The 18,343-nt window shown below is 36.9% G+C and carries 14 protein-coding genes; 12 read left to right on the top strand and 2 right to left on the bottom strand.

The annotated features are described in order from the left end of the window. Positions 1–24 precede the first annotated feature (24 nt). On the bottom strand, positions 25–969 hold the full coding sequence (locus AC0L6O_RS11090) for a hypothetical protein (RefSeq protein ID WP_473302373.1): 945 nt from the start codon (positions 967–969) through the stop codon (positions 25–27). A gap of 420 nt (positions 970–1,389) precedes the next feature. Here AC0L6O_RS11090 and AC0L6O_RS11085 point away from each other — a divergent pair, with 420 nt between their 5' ends. The 5 genes from AC0L6O_RS11085 to AC0L6O_RS11065 all read left to right on the top strand — a co-directional run bounded on the left by AC0L6O_RS11085 (position 1,390) and on the right by AC0L6O_RS11065 (position 10,299). Next, complete coding sequence (locus AC0L6O_RS11085) at positions 1,390–2,997, top strand: M28 family peptidase (protein ID WP_473302372.1); 1,608 nt, start codon at positions 1,390–1,392, stop codon at positions 2,995–2,997. A 233-nt stretch (positions 2,998–3,230) separates the two neighbouring features. After that, entirely contained in the window at positions 3,231–3,677 is a 447-nt protein-coding gene (locus AC0L6O_RS11080) for a response regulator (protein WP_473302371.1), read from the top strand. Positions 3,678–3,681: 4 nt separating this feature from the next. After that, positions 3,682–8,427 (top strand): PAS domain-containing protein, encoded by a 4,746-nt coding sequence (locus AC0L6O_RS11075; protein WP_473302369.1) that lies wholly within the window; start codon positions 3,682–3,684, stop codon positions 8,425–8,427. A gap of 160 nt (positions 8,428–8,587) precedes the next feature. Next, a complete protein-coding gene (locus AC0L6O_RS11070; protein ID WP_473302368.1) occupies positions 8,588–9,268 on the top strand; it encodes an NAD(P)H-binding protein in 681 nt (226 codons plus the stop codon). A gap of 110 nt (positions 9,269–9,378) precedes the next feature. Next, a complete protein-coding gene (locus tag AC0L6O_RS11065) occupies positions 9,379–10,299 on the top strand; it encodes a ClpXP adapter SpxH family protein (protein ID WP_473302367.1) in 921 nt (306 codons plus the stop codon). Here AC0L6O_RS11065 and AC0L6O_RS11060 read toward each other — a convergent pair whose 3' ends face one another. Continuing rightward, positions 10,300–11,316, bottom strand: coding sequence for a metallophosphoesterase family protein (locus tag AC0L6O_RS11060; protein ID WP_473302365.1), 1,017 nt, complete (start codon positions 11,314–11,316; stop codon positions 10,300–10,302). Positions 11,317–11,744: 428 nt separating this feature from the next. On the opposite strand from AC0L6O_RS11060, the gene AC0L6O_RS11055 reads away from it, so the two are divergent. The 7 genes from AC0L6O_RS11055 to AC0L6O_RS11025 all read left to right on the top strand — a co-directional run bounded on the left by AC0L6O_RS11055 (position 11,745) and on the right by AC0L6O_RS11025 (position 18,151). Continuing rightward, positions 11,745–13,727 carry a monovalent cation:proton antiporter family protein gene (locus tag AC0L6O_RS11055; RefSeq protein ID WP_473302363.1) on the top strand — a complete coding sequence of 661 codons (1,983 nt, stop codon included), beginning with the start codon at positions 11,745–11,747 and terminating at the stop codon, positions 13,725–13,727. Between the two features lie 109 nt (positions 13,728–13,836). Beyond that, positions 13,837–14,106, top strand: coding sequence for a TIGR03643 family protein (locus AC0L6O_RS11050; RefSeq protein ID WP_473302361.1), 270 nt, complete (start codon positions 13,837–13,839; stop codon positions 14,104–14,106). 53 nt (positions 14,107–14,159) lie between these two features. Further along, on the top strand, positions 14,160–14,348 hold the full coding sequence (locus AC0L6O_RS11045) for a DUF2256 domain-containing protein (protein WP_473302359.1): 189 nt from the start codon (positions 14,160–14,162) through the stop codon (positions 14,346–14,348). 88 nt (positions 14,349–14,436) lie between these two features. After that, on the top strand, positions 14,437–15,156 hold the full coding sequence (locus AC0L6O_RS11040; RefSeq protein ID WP_473302358.1) for a YqjF family protein: 720 nt from the start codon (positions 14,437–14,439) through the stop codon (positions 15,154–15,156). A gap of 168 nt (positions 15,157–15,324) precedes the next feature. Then, positions 15,325–15,888 carry a TetR/AcrR family transcriptional regulator gene (locus AC0L6O_RS11035; RefSeq protein ID WP_473302356.1) on the top strand — a complete coding sequence of 188 codons (564 nt, stop codon included), beginning with the start codon at positions 15,325–15,327 and terminating at the stop codon, positions 15,886–15,888. A 73-nt stretch (positions 15,889–15,961) separates the two neighbouring features. Continuing rightward, positions 15,962–16,927: an alpha/beta fold hydrolase gene (locus tag AC0L6O_RS11030; protein ID WP_473302354.1), complete on the top strand. Its 966-nt coding sequence runs from the start codon at positions 15,962–15,964 to the stop codon at positions 16,925–16,927. Positions 16,928–17,104: 177 nt separating this feature from the next. Further along, a complete protein-coding gene (locus AC0L6O_RS11025; protein WP_473302352.1) occupies positions 17,105–18,151 on the top strand; it encodes a polysaccharide lyase family 7 protein in 1,047 nt (348 codons plus the stop codon). Positions 18,152–18,343: the final 192 nt, after the last annotated feature.

Here is an 18,343-nt window from a genome sequence, read left to right as displayed (position 1 = left end):
AAATGGAGTGGTTAATCATTTAAATTAATTCCATATCGTCTTTTCTAAATCTGATATTTTTTGTTGATAATGGTTTAATATTCTTTGGTAATTGCCACCAAAATGAGCTTTAGCTATGTGTCTATTTATTACTAAATTTTCTCCCTGTATTCCAAACATTTCCGGTTTATGAATCTTTCTCCAACGTTTTTCCGTTTTCTTCATTAAAAAAACATCTAACCAATCTCCTAAACTGTTATCTAGACACTTTTCTAAAACTTTTTTAATCCGACTATTAGAAATTTTCAAATTAGAAATATCGTGGGTAGGATAATTTGGGTATTGTTTTCGAATCCATTCATTTTTTACCATAAAGTTTTGATAGAATTCTCCTCCATAAGTGGGTATAACCGTAGCAATTTCAGTAGCAGTAAAAATACTTTTGTCCGTCAGTTCTAGTGCATCCGTATCAATCATATAATTGAAGCACAAGAATTTAGTATTATTCAAGTAGACTATTTTTTGTGTTAAAAAGAAACATAAACGAGCAATCCAAAGCCGATTGGGAGCAGTGATAATAAAATAATCAATATCACTTTTGTCATCCATATAATTTTTAGACAAAGAGCCCGAAATCATCACAGAACGCACATAAGGAAACTTACATATAAAAGATGTTATCTTTTGTGCCTTCCTCAAGTAAACTTCGCATAACTGGTTCCCTTTTAACCTACGCTCCACTAATGAAATATCTTTATTCAAAGAATAGTATTTCATTCCGAGATGAAATACTTTATTACTTCGAACCAAATCATTTAAAATCTCTTCTACCAAATTAATTGAGGCAATATCACATCTTTCAAAGATTTCTTTAGCTGTAAGTGGATAATTAAATAAATCAAAGTAGCATAGGGTACGCAGCACCTTTTTAATATCCGCTTTATCTGTATTTTTAAAAAAGAGTTTTTTCTCTTTGAAAGCATTAGACATTTTCAAGGCGTTTGGCTTCCAACAAATATATCACATGTAGGTTCTAAAAAAAATGTAAGAGTTCAGGAAGCTTAGATAAAAACAAACCCATCAGCCCTAGTCAACTAATTTCCAGTAGTTTACTAAAAAGGTAAATCTCATTAATTATTACTTAGACTAGTTTTAACCTAACGCCATATTGCTTTGTTTAAAATAAACTATCCAGTCTCAGCAAAGGAGCTTGAACTTACCTAAGCGAAATACAAAAAGTTTATGTTCAAAATAAAAACTTCTAGCAAGAAGTCAAACTAACTATAACGATTCTAAAATAACGCATAAGTCCCCCCAATTTGATAAAACATTTAGAATAATCCTTCCCTATGTGAAAGCCTTAATTAGCTTTGTAATAATATATTGACAATAACCTTAAAACTATCCTCCATGAAAAACTATCTACCCTTATTAGGCCTTACTCTTTTTATAAGCTGTCAAAATGACGCTACCACAGAAGTTGAAGTTAACCAAACTACTATTGGCAATCATATTGAGCGGCTAGCCTCCGATGAGTTTTTGGGAAGAAAACCATTTACCGAAGGAGAGGTAAAAACGGTCAATTATTTGAAAGAGGAATTTGAGAAACTTGGCGTTTTACCGGGAAATGGTGATAGCTTCTTCCAAGAGGTGCCCATGGTAGAAATTGATGGAATGCCCTCAAAAAACATGGTCATATCTGGCAAAAATGGAAGTTTTAATTTAGGCCATCTAAAAGATTTTGTGGCTACTACTAGTAAGGCGGTTACTAATGTCAGTCTTGAAAACTCAGAACTTGTTTTTGCCGGTTACGGCATTGTAGCTCCTGAATACGGTTGGAATGATTACGAAGGCATAGATTGGAAAGGTAAAACAGCTGTTGTTCTAATTAATGACCCAGGCTTTAAATCAGATGATTCCACTTTGTTCAAAGGAAACGAAATGACTTATTATGGCAGATGGACCTATAAATACGAAGAAGCTGCAAGACAAGGTGCAGCGGGTCTCATCATCATTCACGATACCGAGCCAGCCTCTTATGGTTGGAACGTAGTAGAATCTGGATGGAGTGGTGCTAAATTAATTATAGAGAGCGACTTACCGCTTTTGGATGTTGAATCTTGGATAAGTGCAGAAAGCACAACAAAACTCTTTGATGCATCAGCCATGAAAGGTCAAGATTATAAAACACTTGCCCATAACAAGGACTTCAGCCCTATTCCTTTAGACTTAAATGTGTCTGTAAGCATAGAGAACAAAATCAAAAAGGATGTTTCCAAAAACGTAGTTGCCTTAATTCCTGGTACAGAAAGAAAAGACGAGTATATCATTTACTCTGCACACTGGGACCACTTTGGTGTAGGTAAAGCCATTGATGGTGATTCTATTTATAATGGAGCCATAGATAACGCATCGGGCGTAGCAGGTTTATTAGCCATAGCAGAGGCTTTTAAGAAAACTAATGCCACCAAACGCTCCATAGTTTTATTAGCAGTTACAGGAGAAGAGCAAGGTTTATTAGGTTCCGCTTATTACGCTGAGAATCCAATTTTCAATCCTAAAAAAACGATAGCCAACATAAATGTGGATGCTTTAGCCAGTCCAGGAAAAATGAAAGACCTCACCATAACAGGTTATGGTCAATCTGAAATGGACGAATATGCCGAGGAAGCCGCATTAAAACAAAACCGATACATAATTCCAGACCCAGATGCTGAGAAAGGTTATTTCTTTAGGTCAGACCATTTCAACTTTGCCAAAATTGGTATCCCTGCATTGTACGCAAGTGGTTCGTATGAAGGTTTTGATGTCAGTATTGAAGACATTAAAAAGTTTAAAGATGATTACATTAAGAATAAGTATCATCAACCTTCCGATGAATACAATGCTGAAACCACAGAATTAAGTGGTGTACAGCAAGACTTACAATTATTCTTTAACGTAGGACTGAAACTAGGAAATAAAGATTATTTCCCGAAATGGTATGATGGAAGTGAATTTAAAGCAGCTAGAGAGTAGCTGCATTTAACTAAACTAAGAATAACTCAACATTCAGAGCTTAATAAAAGACACATTACACTTAACTATTATTAAGAGTAATGTGTCTTTTGTATTTACCATGATTCTAGAATTAGAGATTTCTTTCATTATTTTTAGTAGAATTTTGAAAGCTTGGGTTAAAAAAGCCTAAATATAAATTGTTACCTAAACCTAGAATCTACTTTAATTTGCCGATTATTTCACTTTGATTAATGAATACGACAAAGCTCAATATTTTACTAGCCGATGACGATGAAGACGATTGTGAATTTTTCACTGATGCTCTAAATGAAATATCACCACTGTCATCGCTCACTATTTTGAATGATGGCGTTCAGCTAATGAATTTCTTAGCTGCAGAATCAGAAAGTTATCCCGACGTTATTTTTCTTGACCTGAATATGCCTAAAAAATCAGGAATGGAATGCATAACCGAAATGAAGGCAATAGACAAACTGAAAAACATTCCAATCATTGTCTCTTCTACTTCCTTAGACAAAGATGTGGTAAACACGCTCTATGAACTAGGAACTCACTTTTATATCAAAAAACCTGGGGCTTTTAATGTCTTAAAAAAGGTAATTAACGAAGCCCTTGTATTAATTAGTGTTAGCAACTTGCAGCAGCCTTCCAGCGATAAATTTGTAATACAACCTTAAATTTATGAACACCAAACATAGCTTTTTACAAGGTGGTGGAAAAATGGGCGAGCTCATTAGAGCCAAAGATTGGAGTAAAACTCCACTAGGGGAGCCAAAAACATGGCCCCAAAGCTTACACTCGCTTATACCAGTAGTGCTAGAGAACCCATTTGGAATATATATAGCTTGGGGAAAAGAGTATACTCAAATTTATAATGACGCATGCGGTCCTATTCTAGGAAACACAAAGCACCCTAAAGCCTTAGGTTTAAGCACTAGAGAGACTTTTTCAGAGGTATGGCACATTATTGATGGCATGTTTGAAAAGGTAATGAACGGGGAAGCCATTGCTCATAGAGACTTTAAACTTCAACTAGACCGAAACGGATATCTAGAAACATGTTACTTCGATTTGGCGTATAGCCCTATAAAAACGGAAAGTGGTGAGGTTGGTGGTGTATTGGTAACCGTTATCGAAACTACTAACAAGAGAAAAGCGGAAGAAGAACACAATGAAAGTAAAAATGAGTTAGAGTTTGTTATAGAATCTGCTCAATTAGGAATATTTGATTACAACCCGCTCACCAATAAATTTACGGCAAATACTAGACTGAAAAGTTGGTTTGGTTTGCCTTCTGAAGAGCAAATTGAGCTACCAGATGCCATTAATTCCATTGCAGACACAGAAAAAGAAAAAATCACCGCAGCTATTCAAAAAGCTTTAGAATATTCATCTGGTGGTTTTTACGATGAAAAATTCAGTGTTATAAATCCTTTTTCTAAAAAAGAAACCATTGTTCATGCCAAGGGTAAAGCTTGGTTTAATCAAGATAAAGTTGCCTATCGTTTAAACGGAACATTAGAGGATGTCACCGAGCAAATACTTGCCAGCAGAAAGAAAATGGAAACGGAGCAACACCTCCGAACCATGGTGCTAGAGTCGCCAGTGGGCATCTGTGTAATAGACGCGGATACATTAGTAAGTGAAATAGCAAATGAAAGCTTTATTGATATAGCTGGTAAACCTCATGATGCTATTGTAGGAAACTTTTACTGGGACACATTTGCAGAAGTAAGAGCAGAATATGAAACTGCTCTTAATACTGTGATAGAAACAGGTAAGCCTTTCAATGCCAACGAAGAAGAAGTATTGCTCATACGCCATGGTAGAGAAGAATCAATATATCTAACCTTTGTTTATTCACCTTTAAAAGATGAAAATGGGAAGGTTATAAAAGTTGCGGTTTGGGTGCTTGAAAACACCATGCAGGTGGAAGCACGTAAAAAAATAATGGTGAGCGAGAATAATCTCAGGCTCATGATACTGCAGGCACCTATGGCTATTTCTATTTTTCGTGGAGATGAATATAAGGTTGAAATTGCTAATAAATATGCCTTAGAACTTTGGGGAAGAACGGAGGAGCAAGTACTAAACATATCCATTTTTGATTCAATGCCCGAGCTTAAAACGCAGGGAATAAAAGAAATGCTAGATGGTGTCTCCAAAACAGGAAACCGATTTGCTACTTCAGAACAACCTATTAAATTATATAGGAAAGGGCTGTTAGAAACCGTATATATCAATTTTTCTTACGAAGCCATTTATGATGGAGATGGAAAAATAAACGGTATCATGGCCATAGGCTTTGATGTAACTCAGCAGGTGGTAGCTAGAAAGAACGTGGAAGAAAGCGAAACTAGGTATAACTTGATGCTCATGCAGTCGCCCTTTGCTTTCCTAATTCTAAAAGGAAAAGACATGGTAATACACCTTGCTAATGAGAGTATGATAGAGGTGCTAGGCAAAGGTCCAGATATTGAAGGAAAGCCGCTCTTAGAAATTTTACCAGAAATAAAAGAACAAGTATTCCCTGATTTACTGAATAGCGTACTCACTACGGGTGTACCTGTTTCTCATAACGAAACACTTGCTAAACTGGTTAGAAACGGCAACAAAGAAAGTGTCTATCTAAACTATGTTTTTCAACCTTACTATGAAGCTGACGAAACCATTTCAGGAGTTACGGTAATAGCCTATGATGTTACTGATGCCGTGGTGGCTAAAAAAGAAATAGAAATTAGTGAAAAACGCTACCATAATCTTATTCACTCCTCCCCTTCCGCTATTGGGATTTTATATGGTGAAGATTTAACCATTACCATTGCTAATGAAGCCATTATTGACATTTGGGGTAAAAATAAAGACATAATTGGCAAGCCTTACTTTGAGGCAATGCCAGAGCTTGCAGAGCAAGGTTATAAAGAAATATTTACCAATGTTTATCAAACCGGCATCCCATTTACAGCTATTGAAACCCCTGTAAACATTGAGCAAAATGGCGAAATGACTTTGAAGTATTACAACTTCATAGTTTATCCTCAAAGAAACCTAGACGGCAATGTGGACGGCCTTGGTATTATAGCCACAGAAGTTACTTCTCAAGCTATTCTGAACAACAAGATTAAAGAAAGCGAGCAGAGTATTAGAACATTGGTAGAGAGTGCTCCTTTCCCTATTGGTGTATATGAAGGCGAAGAAATGCGAATTTCTCTTGCCAACCAATCTATTATGGATGCATGGGGCAAAGGAAATGATGTGATTGGTAAGTTATACTCCGAAGTACTGCCAGAACTAGAGAATCAAAAAATCTATGAACAAATTAGAGGTGTATTAAAGACTGGAATAACCTTTCAGGCAGTTAACCAAAGGGTTGACTTGGTTAAAGACGGAGGGTTAAAACCATACTATTTCAATTATAATTTCACCCCACTATTTAATACCTCAGGCGAAGTATATGCTGTAATGAATACTGCGGCTGATGTTACAGAGCTAAACGAAGCCCAGCAAAAAATAGAAGAAAGCGAAAAACGATTCCGTGATTCTGTTCGACAAGCACCACTTGGTATTGTCATTTTACGTGGCCCTGATAATATTACTGAGATGGCTAATGAGAGCTATTTGCTCTTAGTTGATAAGACCAAAGAACAGTTTGTGGGTAAACCGCTTTTTGAAACGTTACCGGAGGTCAAAGAGACCATAGCACCAATTATTGCCAATATTTATAAAACAGGCAATGCCTTTTATGGCAACGAATTTCCTATCAAACTAAAACGTCATGGAGAAACCGTAACCGCTTATTTCAATTTTGTCTATCAACCTCTAAAAGAGAACAATGTTATTACAGGTTTGATGGTGGTGGCCACCGAAGTAACGGCCACTGTTACTGCAAAAAACCTCATTGCTGAAAATGAAGAGAAGCTTAAAATCATTATTGACGCCAGTGAACTCGGAGTTTGGGATTATAACATTAAAACAGAAGAAAGCACTTTATCTGAGCGTTGCCATGAAATTCTAGGTTTCCCCGGTGAGCATGACTTACCCCATGCAAAACTAGTAGCTAATCTTCATCCAGATGACCTAGATATTAGAGAAAAGGCCTTTCAAGAGGCATTCACCAGCGGTTTCCTTCATTATGAAATAAGAGTAATATGGAAAGATAAATCCATCCACTGGATGGAAACCAAAGGCAAAGTGTTTTATGATGCTAAAAACGAGCCTGAGAGAATGCTCGGAACCATTAGGGATGTAACAGAAGAAAGAAATTTCCAACAAGAACTCTTAGAAAGAGAAGAGAAATTCCGTTTACTGGCAGACTCCATGCCACAGCACATCTGGACTTCAGACCGAGAAGGTAACCTCAATTATTTCAATCAGTCTGTTTTTGATTTCTCAGGTTTAACATTAGAACAAATCAATAAAGATGGCTGGATTCAAATAGTACATCCAGATGACCGAGATGAAAACATAAAGCAATGGACCAACGCTATAAAAACGGGAAATGATTTTCTGTGTGAACACAGGTTCCGTAAGCATAATGGTGAATACCGCTGGCAGCTAAGCAGGGCTACGCCTCAAAAAGACACCAATGGCCTCATTAAAATGTGGGTAGGAAGTAGCACCGATATTCAGGAACAAAAAATGTTTACAACAGAACTGGAACGTCAAGTGCAAGAGCGAACCAATGAGTTAAATCAAAAGAACATTGACCTAGAAAGTATTAATAAAGAACTACAATCTTTTGTGTACATATCTAGTCATGATTTGCAGGAGCCATTAAGAAAAATTCAAACCTTTTCTTCTCGAATTTTAGATTCGGAATATGAGACATTGTCGGCTAATGCTAAAAAGTATTTCTCTAGAATGCAGCAGTCTGCTCATAGAATGCAAAACTTGATTCAAGACTTATTTGCCTATTCACGAACCAGCGTTCAAGAAAGAAAATTTGAGATAGTTAACCTGCTGAAAATCATTGAAGATATCCAAGAAACCTTAAAAGAGGAGTTGGAACAGAATAATGTGAGCTTTGAGCTTATAAACCTTTGTGAGGTTAAAATCATCACTTTCCAGTTTAAGCAACTTATAATTAACCTGATAAGCAATTCTATTAAGTTTGCCCGTGTAGAAGAGCCAATGCACATTAAAATTAGCTGTGCAGTAGCCTTAGGGGCCAAATTTGGAATTGAACAGCTCGTCGATGATAAAGAATACTGTCACATAAGTATTGCTGATAATGGTATCGGTTTTGAACAGCAATATAATGAACGAATATTTGAGGTGTTTCAAAGGCTACATGGTAAAGACGAATACGACGGAACTGGTATTGGACTGGCTATTGTCAAGAAAATTGTAGACAACCATCACGGTATTATCACCGCAAAGGGTCAATTAAACAAAGGAGCCACATTTAATATTTACATTCCTGTTTAATATACAAAAGGCAATAAGCTTCACGTATAGACTAAAGAGTAATACTATAACGAAGGTGTCGTGATATATTTTCCCTAATCTGCCATAAAGTATCATAAGCCTAGCGTACCTTACACCCAAGGTACGCTAGACCATTAAATAATCTCAAGACCAAATAGCTATGACATTAAATTCGAAGCCACTATCCATTGTCATGATGGGAGCCAGTGGAGCCGTGGGAACAGAAGCATTAAAAACATTGCTTTCGCTAAATACCATTACACAGCTGACATTACTTGGTAGAAAACCAATTGAAAATATTGAGGCTGACTTTGTCAAACAGCAGAAAATCGATATTAGCGACACCAGTTCTTATGAGCAATATCTAGCTGGTCACACCGCGGCTATTTGTACTTTAGGTGTGGGCGAACCATCTAAAATAAACAAAGAAGACTTTATCAAAATTGATAAAACAGCTGTTTTAGATTTTGCTAGGGCATGTAAAAAGGCAGGTGTCAAACATTTTGAATTATTGGCTTCGGTAGGCATAAGTGCTACCTCATCTTCCTTTTATTTACGAACCAAAGGCGAGTTAGTAGAAGAGCTTAAAGCACTAAATTTTGAGCGATTAAGTATTTTCCAACCTTCCATGATTTTAACACCAACTAACCGATACGGTATAGCTCAAGCTATTACCTTGAAAGTTTGGCCAGTGTTACAACCTTTATTTATGGGAAGCTTACGCAAATACCGTGGTATTAAGGTCGGTGAGCTAGGACAAGCAATGGCAAAAAACGTCTTTAACAAAGGAGAAGGCTTTGAAACACTACAGTGGGACCAATTTCATTCCATCAATAAATAGCCTAATAATTTCACTGTTTTTAGCTTCGAAAGTGAATTATTTGCTTTCAGAATGGTGTTAAAGAAGCAGCATTAAATTTCATTTTCTTTTAAAAGCGAGCTAGACACATCATGAGCAAAGAAACCAATCTGCTACTGTGCGATATAGAAACAGGAATCTGCGAAACAAAAGATGAAGGATTAGTTACTGCGGGGCAAAGCAAAATGAATGCTACCGAGAAATCTATCAAGGTCATTTATTATACAGACCCTATTTGCTCTTCCTGCTGGGGAATAGAGCCACAACTCCGTAAACTTAAGCTAGAATATGGTAGCCAGCTTGACATAGATTATAGAATGGGCGGCCTGCTGCCCGACTGGAGTTATAATAGTGGCAGCATAGGAAAACCATCAGACGTGGCTCACCACTGGGACGAAGTAAGTCTCCATTACGACATGCCTATTGATGGAGATGTGTGGTTAGAAGACCATCTAGAGTCCTCTTATCCTCCATCCATTGCTTTTAAAGCAGCCCAAATCCAGGATAAAGAAAAAGCTATTCTATTTCTTAGAGAAATTAGGGAAATGGTATTTCTACAAAAGAAAAATATAACCAAATGGGAACATTTAGAGCTTGCTGCCAAAAAGGTAGGCTTAAACGTAAGTCAGCTTAAAACCGATTTTGAAGGTAAGGCAAAAACACTTTTTGAAGAAGATTTAAAACTAGGAAAAGACTTAGGCGTAAGAGGCTTTCCGAGTATCTTTTTTATAGACGCTGCAGGTAACAAAGAGTTGGTTTACGGCACCAACCCTTATGCATTATACGAAGCTGCCATTCTGAAAATAAACGATGGAATTACCAAAACGGAATACCACAAAGACTGGCAAACACTTTTCTCAAAATACAGCTCACTCACAGCAAAGGAATTTTCCGAACTTTCTGGCACACCAAGAGCAGATAGTGAAACACAGCTAAATGAACTTGCCGCAAAAGGAGCTTTAGAGAAACTGACCACTAAAAATGGCTCTATCTGGACTATAAAGCCTCTATAATTAGTTGATAAGCTTTAGGTCTTTTTCGTTCATCGGTAAAAAATCAATGTCTAAATAGCCTCCACTTGCATTATCATCTGCCACTATTTGAGGTTTCCCTTTAATAACTTCAATGGAGTTTTTATGAATGTGTCCTGTGAAAATGCCGAGTAGATTTGGGGCCTCAAAAACTTCCTTATGAAAGTTAAGTGTAGTTTCCGTATGTCCGCTTTCTGGCCACTTAGGACGTTTTTCTATGTTAAAACCACCGTCTGTAGCTGCTCCCCAATTAGGATTACCGCAACCAAAATAAACCCCTTTTCCAGGAGCATACATAGGAATATGTACTAAGAGAACCAATGGAATACCAGTGGCAACCTGTTTTCTAAAAAACTGTAATTGTTCTTTACTTATTTGATAAGTAGAATTGTCAATCGTTAAAAATCGTACACCTTTTATGTCATGAGAAGCCATTAAAGGATTCTTCCCTTGGTATAAGGGTAATAATCGTTTTCCAATCCAAGTGTCGCGTAAGGTCTCTAATGTACCCTCCATTCCTTCATAATGCCAATCATGATTACCAGACACATAGATATAAGGAATACCAGTAGCTTTCAGTTTTGATTGCACCCATTCTATCGCCGCTTCTGAGGGAAAACTAAAAATATCACCTATTAATGCGATAACATCGGCCTTTTCCTTTTTAGCAAAAGCTAATGCTTGCTCAAAAGCCTCTTCCGGATTTGTCTTTTCTCCTGTCTGAAAATGCCTAGTTTCATTATAGGCTTTTGCCATTCTGCTGCTATACTTTTGATAAGGAATTCCTCGCTCATCATCTTTAAACAAATGTGTATCAGCTATATGAACCACTTTGATTGATTCATTAATCACCTCCGAATAAAAGGAGACTTTGTTTTGGTCTATAGTAGCACAAACTTTAAAAGGTTTCTTATCGGCAGTATTTGCCCAAGAATTAGAAGTAATTCCTAGCCCAAATAAGCCAGTAGCGGTTTTACTAAAAAAAGATCTACGTTTCATATAAAGTGGTTGATTGCCAAATATATCAAAATTCCTGTAAGAACATAGACTGCGTAGTAGCAATATTCCCTTATAATTATGACTGCAATTGGCAAAAGCCTTTACTAGTTTAGTAAGCATGAAAAGGCTTTTGACAATCACAAAATAGCCACTTAGAAAAATTCACCTCTACCCACTTTTATTGTAAGAAAAAAATCTATTAGAATTATCTACGAAAAAGGCTAAATCAGCGTTATCTACGCCATTTTCCTGTATTTTTTCTTTTGCAGAAAAGTACAAATTAAGATATTTGGTTTATCAGATAAGACCTCGGCAAACATTAAATTTTAATCCCGTTTAAAGGGTAAATTTTAAAATGATGATTTTGCTATTTTATCGGTAAAAGAACGTATTATATCATAAGGTTCTAAATCTCAAAAAAACAACTGATGCACATTCCATTATTACAAGATATACTTTTCCTTTTAGGCTTTTCTGTTGTTATCGTTTTTGTGCTGCAAAGGCTCAAACTTCCCTCTATAATAGGCTTTTTGCTTACTGGTGTGGTCATTGGCCCATACGGCCTAAGCCTTATTAATGCTGTAGAGCAGGTAGAAATTCTATCTGAAGTTGGTGTCATTCTTTTACTCTTTGTGATTGGTATGGAATTATCCATAAAGCAGTTAATCTCTATCAAAAGAACCGTTTTCATTGGAGGTTTTGTACAGGTAGGTTTAACTGTAGCTGTGGCAGGCCTTGTTTATTACTTTTTAGGAAACTCATGGAACGAATCTGTTTTTGTAGGTTTCCTCTTTTCTCTATCAAGTACCGCCATTGTTTTAAAAACCCTGCAAGACAGACAAGAGATATCGGCACCACATGCTAGAAATGCATTGGCCATTCTAATTTTTCAAGATATTATTGTGGTTCCCATGATGCTTATCACCCCTATGATAGCGGGCGAATCTACCAATATCGGTATGAGTATTCTCTCGCTCCTGCTAAAATCTGGGGTGGTGCTTGCTATCACTTATGTAAGTGCTCGTTATGTGGTGCCTAAACTGATGCATGCTGTGGCTAAAACCAATAGTAAAGAGCTTTTCCTTTTGGTTACCATCACCCTCTGTTTTGCGGTAGCTTTTCTAACTTCCGAAATAGGACTTTCGCTGGCATTAGGAGCTTTTATTGCCGGTTTGATTGTTTCTGAGTCTGAGTATAGCCATCAGGCCACCAGTATTATTTTGCCCTTTAGAGAGCTTTTTACCAGCTTCTTTTTTGTGTCTGTAGGTATGTTGCTTGACTTGAGCTTTTTCCTGAACAATATTCCTATCATTTTACTTTTGGTTTTGGTGGTGTTTGTTGTCAAATCATCTATTGCTGCTATCGCCATGGCCATTCTAAAATATCCAGCTAGAACAGCTCTATTAACGGGCTTGTCACTTTTCCAAGTGGGTGAATTTGCTTTTATACTCTCAAAAGTGGGTATTCAGTATAATTTATTAAGTGTTCAAACCAACCAATACTTCCTTTCGGTTTCCATAGTGTCCATGATTTTGACTCCTTTTGTCATCATTTTTTCAGAGAAAATTGCCGGTAGGTTTATGGGCATTTCAAAGAAACTAGGACTAGAAAAAGCTATAACATCAGACAAAAATGTAGAAGAACTAGTAGATGAAAAACTTGAAAACCATTTAGTAATTATCGGATATGGAATAAATGGAAGCAATTTGGCGAAAGCCGCAGCATCTAGCAACATCCCTTTTATAGTCATAGAGATGAACGCCGAAACCGTAAGACGAGAAAAACGAAAAGGTTTACCTATCATTTTTGGTGATGCCACACAAGACCACATTCTGGAAGCGGTGCACCTATCAACCGCTAGAGCAGTGGTAATAGCCATTTCGGACAATTTTGGAACACAAACTATCATTAAAAACATTCGGTCGCAGTCTGACTCCTTATACTTGGTGGTAAGAACGAGGTACGTAAAAGAAACCTCAGAACTATTAGCTTTAGGTGCCGACGAAGTGATTCCTGAAGAGTTTGAAACATCCATTCAAATATTTGCTCACATTCTTCAAAATTTCCTTGTGCCCGAAAGCGATATTGAGCAATTGGTAGAAAAAGTTAGGGCAGATAATTACCAACTGTTTAAAGGAGAATTAAAACGACCTAAAACCTACCGACCAAATAATTTGGCAGACTTCAACATTACCTGCTTACGTATGTCGGCAGATAGTAACAAGTTTTTAGGCGAACCTTTAGACGATTTGAACCTGAGGTTTGAGTACGGCATAAATATCTTGGGCATAAAGAGAAAAAATGAAATGCTAGAAAGCATTCAGCCAACAGAGGTTTTAAAACAAGGCGACATTTTATACGTACAAGGTAGCCAAAGCCAAATAGAGCAATTCCGAAAAATGATAAATTAAGATTTAGCGAGCTTAAGACGGTGTAAAATATTACCAATAAATTTCCAACAAACAGGAAACCGAAACGCTGTGTGTGCGTAAGTCATTTTGATTTTTAAACTTTTGTAAAATGACAGAAATTGACAAAGACAGAGTAATAGAAATGGCATGGGAAGACCGTACGCCTTTTGAAGCCATTAAAGTACAGTTTGGACTTGCTGAAGTCGATGTAATCAAATTGATGCGAAAAGAGTTAAAAGAAACTTCGTTCAAACTCTGGAGAAAACGTGTCAATAGTGGTGTAAGTAAGAAACACTTACACAAAAGATGCAATGAAATAAGCCGTTTCAAATCTGCCAGACAGCGGACCATTTCTAATAATAAAATATCGAAGCGATAGCTGCACCAGCCTTAACTTTAAATGTCGCATTTTAAAAGAATGCAATTTCAGGAATGAAAAAGCAAGACCTACCCACCAAAATATGCCTAACCTGTAAACGGCCTTTCACATGGCGTAAAAAATGGAAAAGAGACTGGGAACATGTAAAATACTGCAGCGAAAGGTGTAAACGAAACAAAGCCAATGAACCCGCTCTGCTAAGCTTGCAGCTTAGCAGAGGTGTTATAAAGCCTCTGGCTTGACATTATAAAACATTTCCATGAGCCACCTACAAAACATTTGACATCCATTAAAAATCAACTAATTTCGGGTGCATTAAAAAGAACGTAAATGAGTTTTCTAAAAGCTGAATGGAGAAAACTTGCGATGGCAAATTATGTTATTGACAAAGACTACCTAACCGAATTTGTTCCTATTGGAACGGAATTAGATTTATGGGACGGAAAATGTTTTGTCAGCTTAGTAGGGTTTATGTTTAAAAACACCAGATTACTAGGCATTAAAGTCCCATACCACATTGATTTTGAAGAAGTAAATTTGCGTTTTTATGTGAAGAGGTTTGAAAATGGCAAATGGAAAAGAGGAGTTGTTTTTATAAAGGAAATTGTACCAAAAAGGGCTTTGACTTTTATAGCAAATACTGTTTATAACGAAAACTATGAAACTTTGCCAATGAGTCATAAATGGAGCGAAAATGAGGATACAAGGATTGTAGAATATAAATGGGCCAAATTTGGAAAAGAAAACAGCTTTCAAGTAAGCACAAGCAGCGAATGTTTTGATATTCTTTCTGGTAGCGAAACTGAATTTATTACGGAACATTATTGGGGCTACGCAAAAGTAAATAAAGAGAAATCAAACGAATATGAGGTAACACACCCAAAATGGAAAACATATAAAGTTAAAGACTACAAAATCGATGTGGACTTTGGAACAGTGTACGGTAGAGAATTTGATTTTCTTAACGCTAAAAAGCCAAATTCAGTAATGCTTGCCGAAGGTTCAGAAATAACAGTGGAAAATAAAAAGACCATAAAAATGATACTTTGACTAATTTGAAGATTACCCCCACCTATAAAACCTTCTACTACACATTATAAATCAATCACTAAGCGAATCCATTACCCCTCTCCCCTTCCAATCTCTCCAAAAGTATGCTGAGAAAAAATAGTTACCTAACAATTGTTCGGTAATTAATTTTTGCTTTACATTTGTACCATGAGACCTCAAAAAATATTAGACCGAGACTTATTAATAGCTTTAAGCAAAGTGTTCAGGTCTAAAGGCTATGAAGGAGCCAGTTTGAAAGAATTGGCAGAAGCTACGGGCTTACAAAAAGCCAGCCTCTATCATAGATTTCCGAAAGGAAAACAAGAAATGGCGGAGTCTGTTTTAAAACATATGGCTAAATGGGTAGAGGAAAATATTTTGGCTGCCTTAAATAATGAAAACGATAGCCTAGAGGTTCGACTTAAAAATGGATTAGCTCATGTTAGAACACTTTACAATGGCGGAAAAGAGACTTGTATTTTCAGAGCATTTTCTATGGAAACTGGCCTAGACTTATTTGAAGAAAGCATTAATGAAGGTTTGAACGAGTGGATAGATACTTTCACGCAATTAGGAATTTCGGCAAACATGACGCCAGAAATAGCCAATAAAAACGCCATTCAAACTTTGATAGAAATTCAAGGAAGTCTCATTTTAACCAAAGCCCTGAATGATACCAATGTATTTGATAACACTTTAATAAACATTGAAAAGAGGTATTTGAACAGCTAATATTTTTTGACAAAGTATTTTACCGAATGTTCGGTTCTTAATTAAATATTTCACCAAAGCACATAAAAACAAAATGAGAAAAACAAGACCTATCTACCTAGTAATAATCCTTTTACTAGCAGGATGCCAAAACAAAAACGAATCTATAACACAAACCAATGCTATCATGAAAAACACAAAATACAAGAACTTAGAAGTAAACGGTATCAACATAGCCTACCGTGAAGCTGGAAATCCAGAAAAGCCCACCATTGTTTTACTACATGGCTTTCCGTCTTCATCGCATCAGTACCGAAAGGTTTTAAATCAGCTCTCTGATGAGTATCACTTGATTGCCCCAGACTATCCTGGTTTTGGAAATAGCGACTATCCCCTACCTGAAAATTATGCTTACACTTTTGATAATTTGGCTAAAACCATAGACGCTTTCCTGACCAAAAAAGGACTTAATTCTTACGCCATTATGATACAAGATTATGGTTCGCCAGTAGGTTTCAGAATAGCCAGAGCTCATCCAGAAAGAATTACCGCCATTATAAATCAAAACGGAAATGCCTATGAAGAAGGTTTGGGCGAAGGTTGGAAGGAAATTAGAGCCCTATGGGAAAATAGAAATGAAGAAACCGAAAAGGCACTCATGCCCACATTTACTTTAGAGGCTCTTAAATGGCAATACACGCATGGCACCAGAAATGCTGAAAACGTAAATCCAGACACATGGAACCTTGATTATGTTAATCTTTCAAAGCCAAATGCTCATCAAATTAGCCTAGACCTATTTTATGACTATCAAAACAACGTCAAACTATACCCTACGTGGCAAAAATACCTCAGAGAAAATCAGCCACCGCTGCTCATCGTATGGGGCAAAAATGATGCTTTCTTTCCTGAAAGTGGTGCCGCTGCCTTTAAAAAAGATGTCAAAAACATTGACTACAACATCTTTGACACGGGGCATTTTGCATTGGAAGAAGATGGTGACGAAATCATTGAAAAAATAAGAGTTTTCATGAAAAACGTCCTTAAAAAAGCGTCGTAGCTATTAGCCAATCCCGCCTCACATAATAATTAGAAGCTTCTTAGTCACAATAAACAGTTGGCTAAGAAGTTTTCTTTTTTTAAGAATTCCTCAAAATTCAATCATCTATTTTTACCTTATCTTTAAGTAAATCTTCCCAAAAGGAGAACATGATTTTTCATCACAAAAAAAACCTAAATGATTATAAAGACTGTCAAATCTCTTTCGCAAGCTCTTCTTTTAGTTGCCCTTACATTAGTACTCCATAGCTGTTCAAACCCCGATGAAGGGTCTGCCATAGAAACCGTAGTATACCCTAGCGATGTAATCCCATTTATGGACCAATGGAAAATCCTTTTGGGAGATGGTACACACACCGACGAAGTAGAAGATTATGAAGCCCCAAACTTTTTTTACGTAGCAAATGACGGAGAAGCTGATTGGGTAGTTTATAAAACACCTAACGCCGGTGTTACTTCCAGAACTTCTAGCAACACCAGAACAGAATTAGGTCAAATAGAGCACTGGACACCCGAAACTGGTGGAAAACTGACAGGAACATTAAAAGTAAAACACGTTTCTACCTCGGGTGATGCTAGGGCGGCAGCCTCCTACTCCGTAGTGGTGGGTCAAATTCATAGTAACGAAGGAAACGAAAACGAACCTTTAAAAATCTTCTATAAAAAATTTCCCGGCCATAGTAAAGGCTCCGTTTTCTGGAATTATGAAATCAATACAGAGGGCGAAAATGCTAAAAGATGGGATTACTCAACAGCTGTTTGGGGGCATGACATGTCAGTGGTAGGTTCTAGCCCAAAAACATACCCAGAAGAACCCGAAGATGGTATAGAATTAGGCGAAGAGTTTAGCTATGAAATAAACGTGTATAATGGCATCATGTACCTCACCTTTATGAGTGCCGAGCATGATACCGTAAAATTCACAAAGAACTTATTGCAATCAGAATTTACAAGCAAGGCGGCTATTCCAAAGCAAATATTGACGCTATATGTCTCATTGGGCCGTGACGGCATAGAGCGTAAAAATGCCTATGCAGGCGAAATACAATATTTTAAACAAGGTGCTTACAATCAAACCAATGGAAAAGACCCAGAAGATAACATGGTTTGGAGCACAGGTTCAGCCATTTATGATGGCGACATAGCCAAACAATACGCCAATGGCAGCTATACCGAAGTTTGGTTTAAGGAGGCTACCGTAGGCCCTGGTACCGCTCCAAATTAGTGGGTTTAGACAAGAAAATCTGACTGAAAAACCCCGTCAAATGACCGAATAATCAATTTACCTTAAGGAAGTATTTTTATTAGTTTAAAACGGGTAAGTTGCGGGTGGAACACTTTTATGCTTCATTCCGTAAACTAAATGCACAAAAAACAGAATACTTAATTAACTCTTACTAGCCACTAAAAACAAAAT

The organism is Arcticibacterium sp. GJ41-1 (assembly GCF_055808875.1).
The sequence above is the reverse complement of the archived record's forward strand: the minus strand, read 5'-3'. Positions and strand labels throughout refer to the sequence as shown.

Bases quoted from the DNA above. Each gene is read 5' to 3' on its own strand.
- AC0L6O_RS11070 (WP_473302368.1), top strand. From the start codon at position 8,588: ATGACATTAAATTCGAAGCCACTATCCATTGTCATGATGGGAGCCAGT.
- AC0L6O_RS11035 (WP_473302356.1), top strand. From the start codon at position 15,325: ATGAGACCTCAAAAAATATTAGACCGAGACTTATTAATAGCTTTAAGC.
- AC0L6O_RS11025 (WP_473302352.1), top strand. From the start codon at position 17,105: ATGATTATAAAGACTGTCAAATCTCTTTCGCAAGCTCTTCTTTTAGTT.
- AC0L6O_RS11030 (WP_473302354.1), top strand. From the start codon at position 15,962: ATGAGAAAAACAAGACCTATCTACCTAGTAATAATCCTTTTACTAGCA.
- AC0L6O_RS11060 (WP_473302365.1), bottom strand. From the start codon at position 11,316: ATGAAACGTAGATCTTTTTTTAGTAAAACCGCTACTGGCTTATTTGGG.
- AC0L6O_RS11055 (WP_473302363.1), top strand. From the start codon at position 11,745: ATGCACATTCCATTATTACAAGATATACTTTTCCTTTTAGGCTTTTCT.
- AC0L6O_RS11090 (WP_473302373.1), bottom strand. From the start codon at position 969: ATGTCTAATGCTTTCAAAGAGAAAAAACTCTTTTTTAAAAATACAGAT.
- AC0L6O_RS11080 (WP_473302371.1), top strand. From the start codon at position 3,231: ATGAATACGACAAAGCTCAATATTTTACTAGCCGATGACGATGAAGAC.
- AC0L6O_RS11040 (WP_473302358.1), top strand. From the start codon at position 14,437: ATGAGTTTTCTAAAAGCTGAATGGAGAAAACTTGCGATGGCAAATTAT.
- AC0L6O_RS11075 (WP_473302369.1), top strand. From the start codon at position 3,682: ATGAACACCAAACATAGCTTTTTACAAGGTGGTGGAAAAATGGGCGAG.
- AC0L6O_RS11065 (WP_473302367.1), top strand. From the start codon at position 9,379: ATGAGCAAAGAAACCAATCTGCTACTGTGCGATATAGAAACAGGAATC.
- AC0L6O_RS11045 (WP_473302359.1), top strand. From the start codon at position 14,160: ATGAAAAAGCAAGACCTACCCACCAAAATATGCCTAACCTGTAAACGG.
- AC0L6O_RS11085 (WP_473302372.1), top strand. From the start codon at position 1,390: ATGAAAAACTATCTACCCTTATTAGGCCTTACTCTTTTTATAAGCTGT.
- AC0L6O_RS11050 (WP_473302361.1), top strand. From the start codon at position 13,837: ATGACAGAAATTGACAAAGACAGAGTAATAGAAATGGCATGGGAAGAC.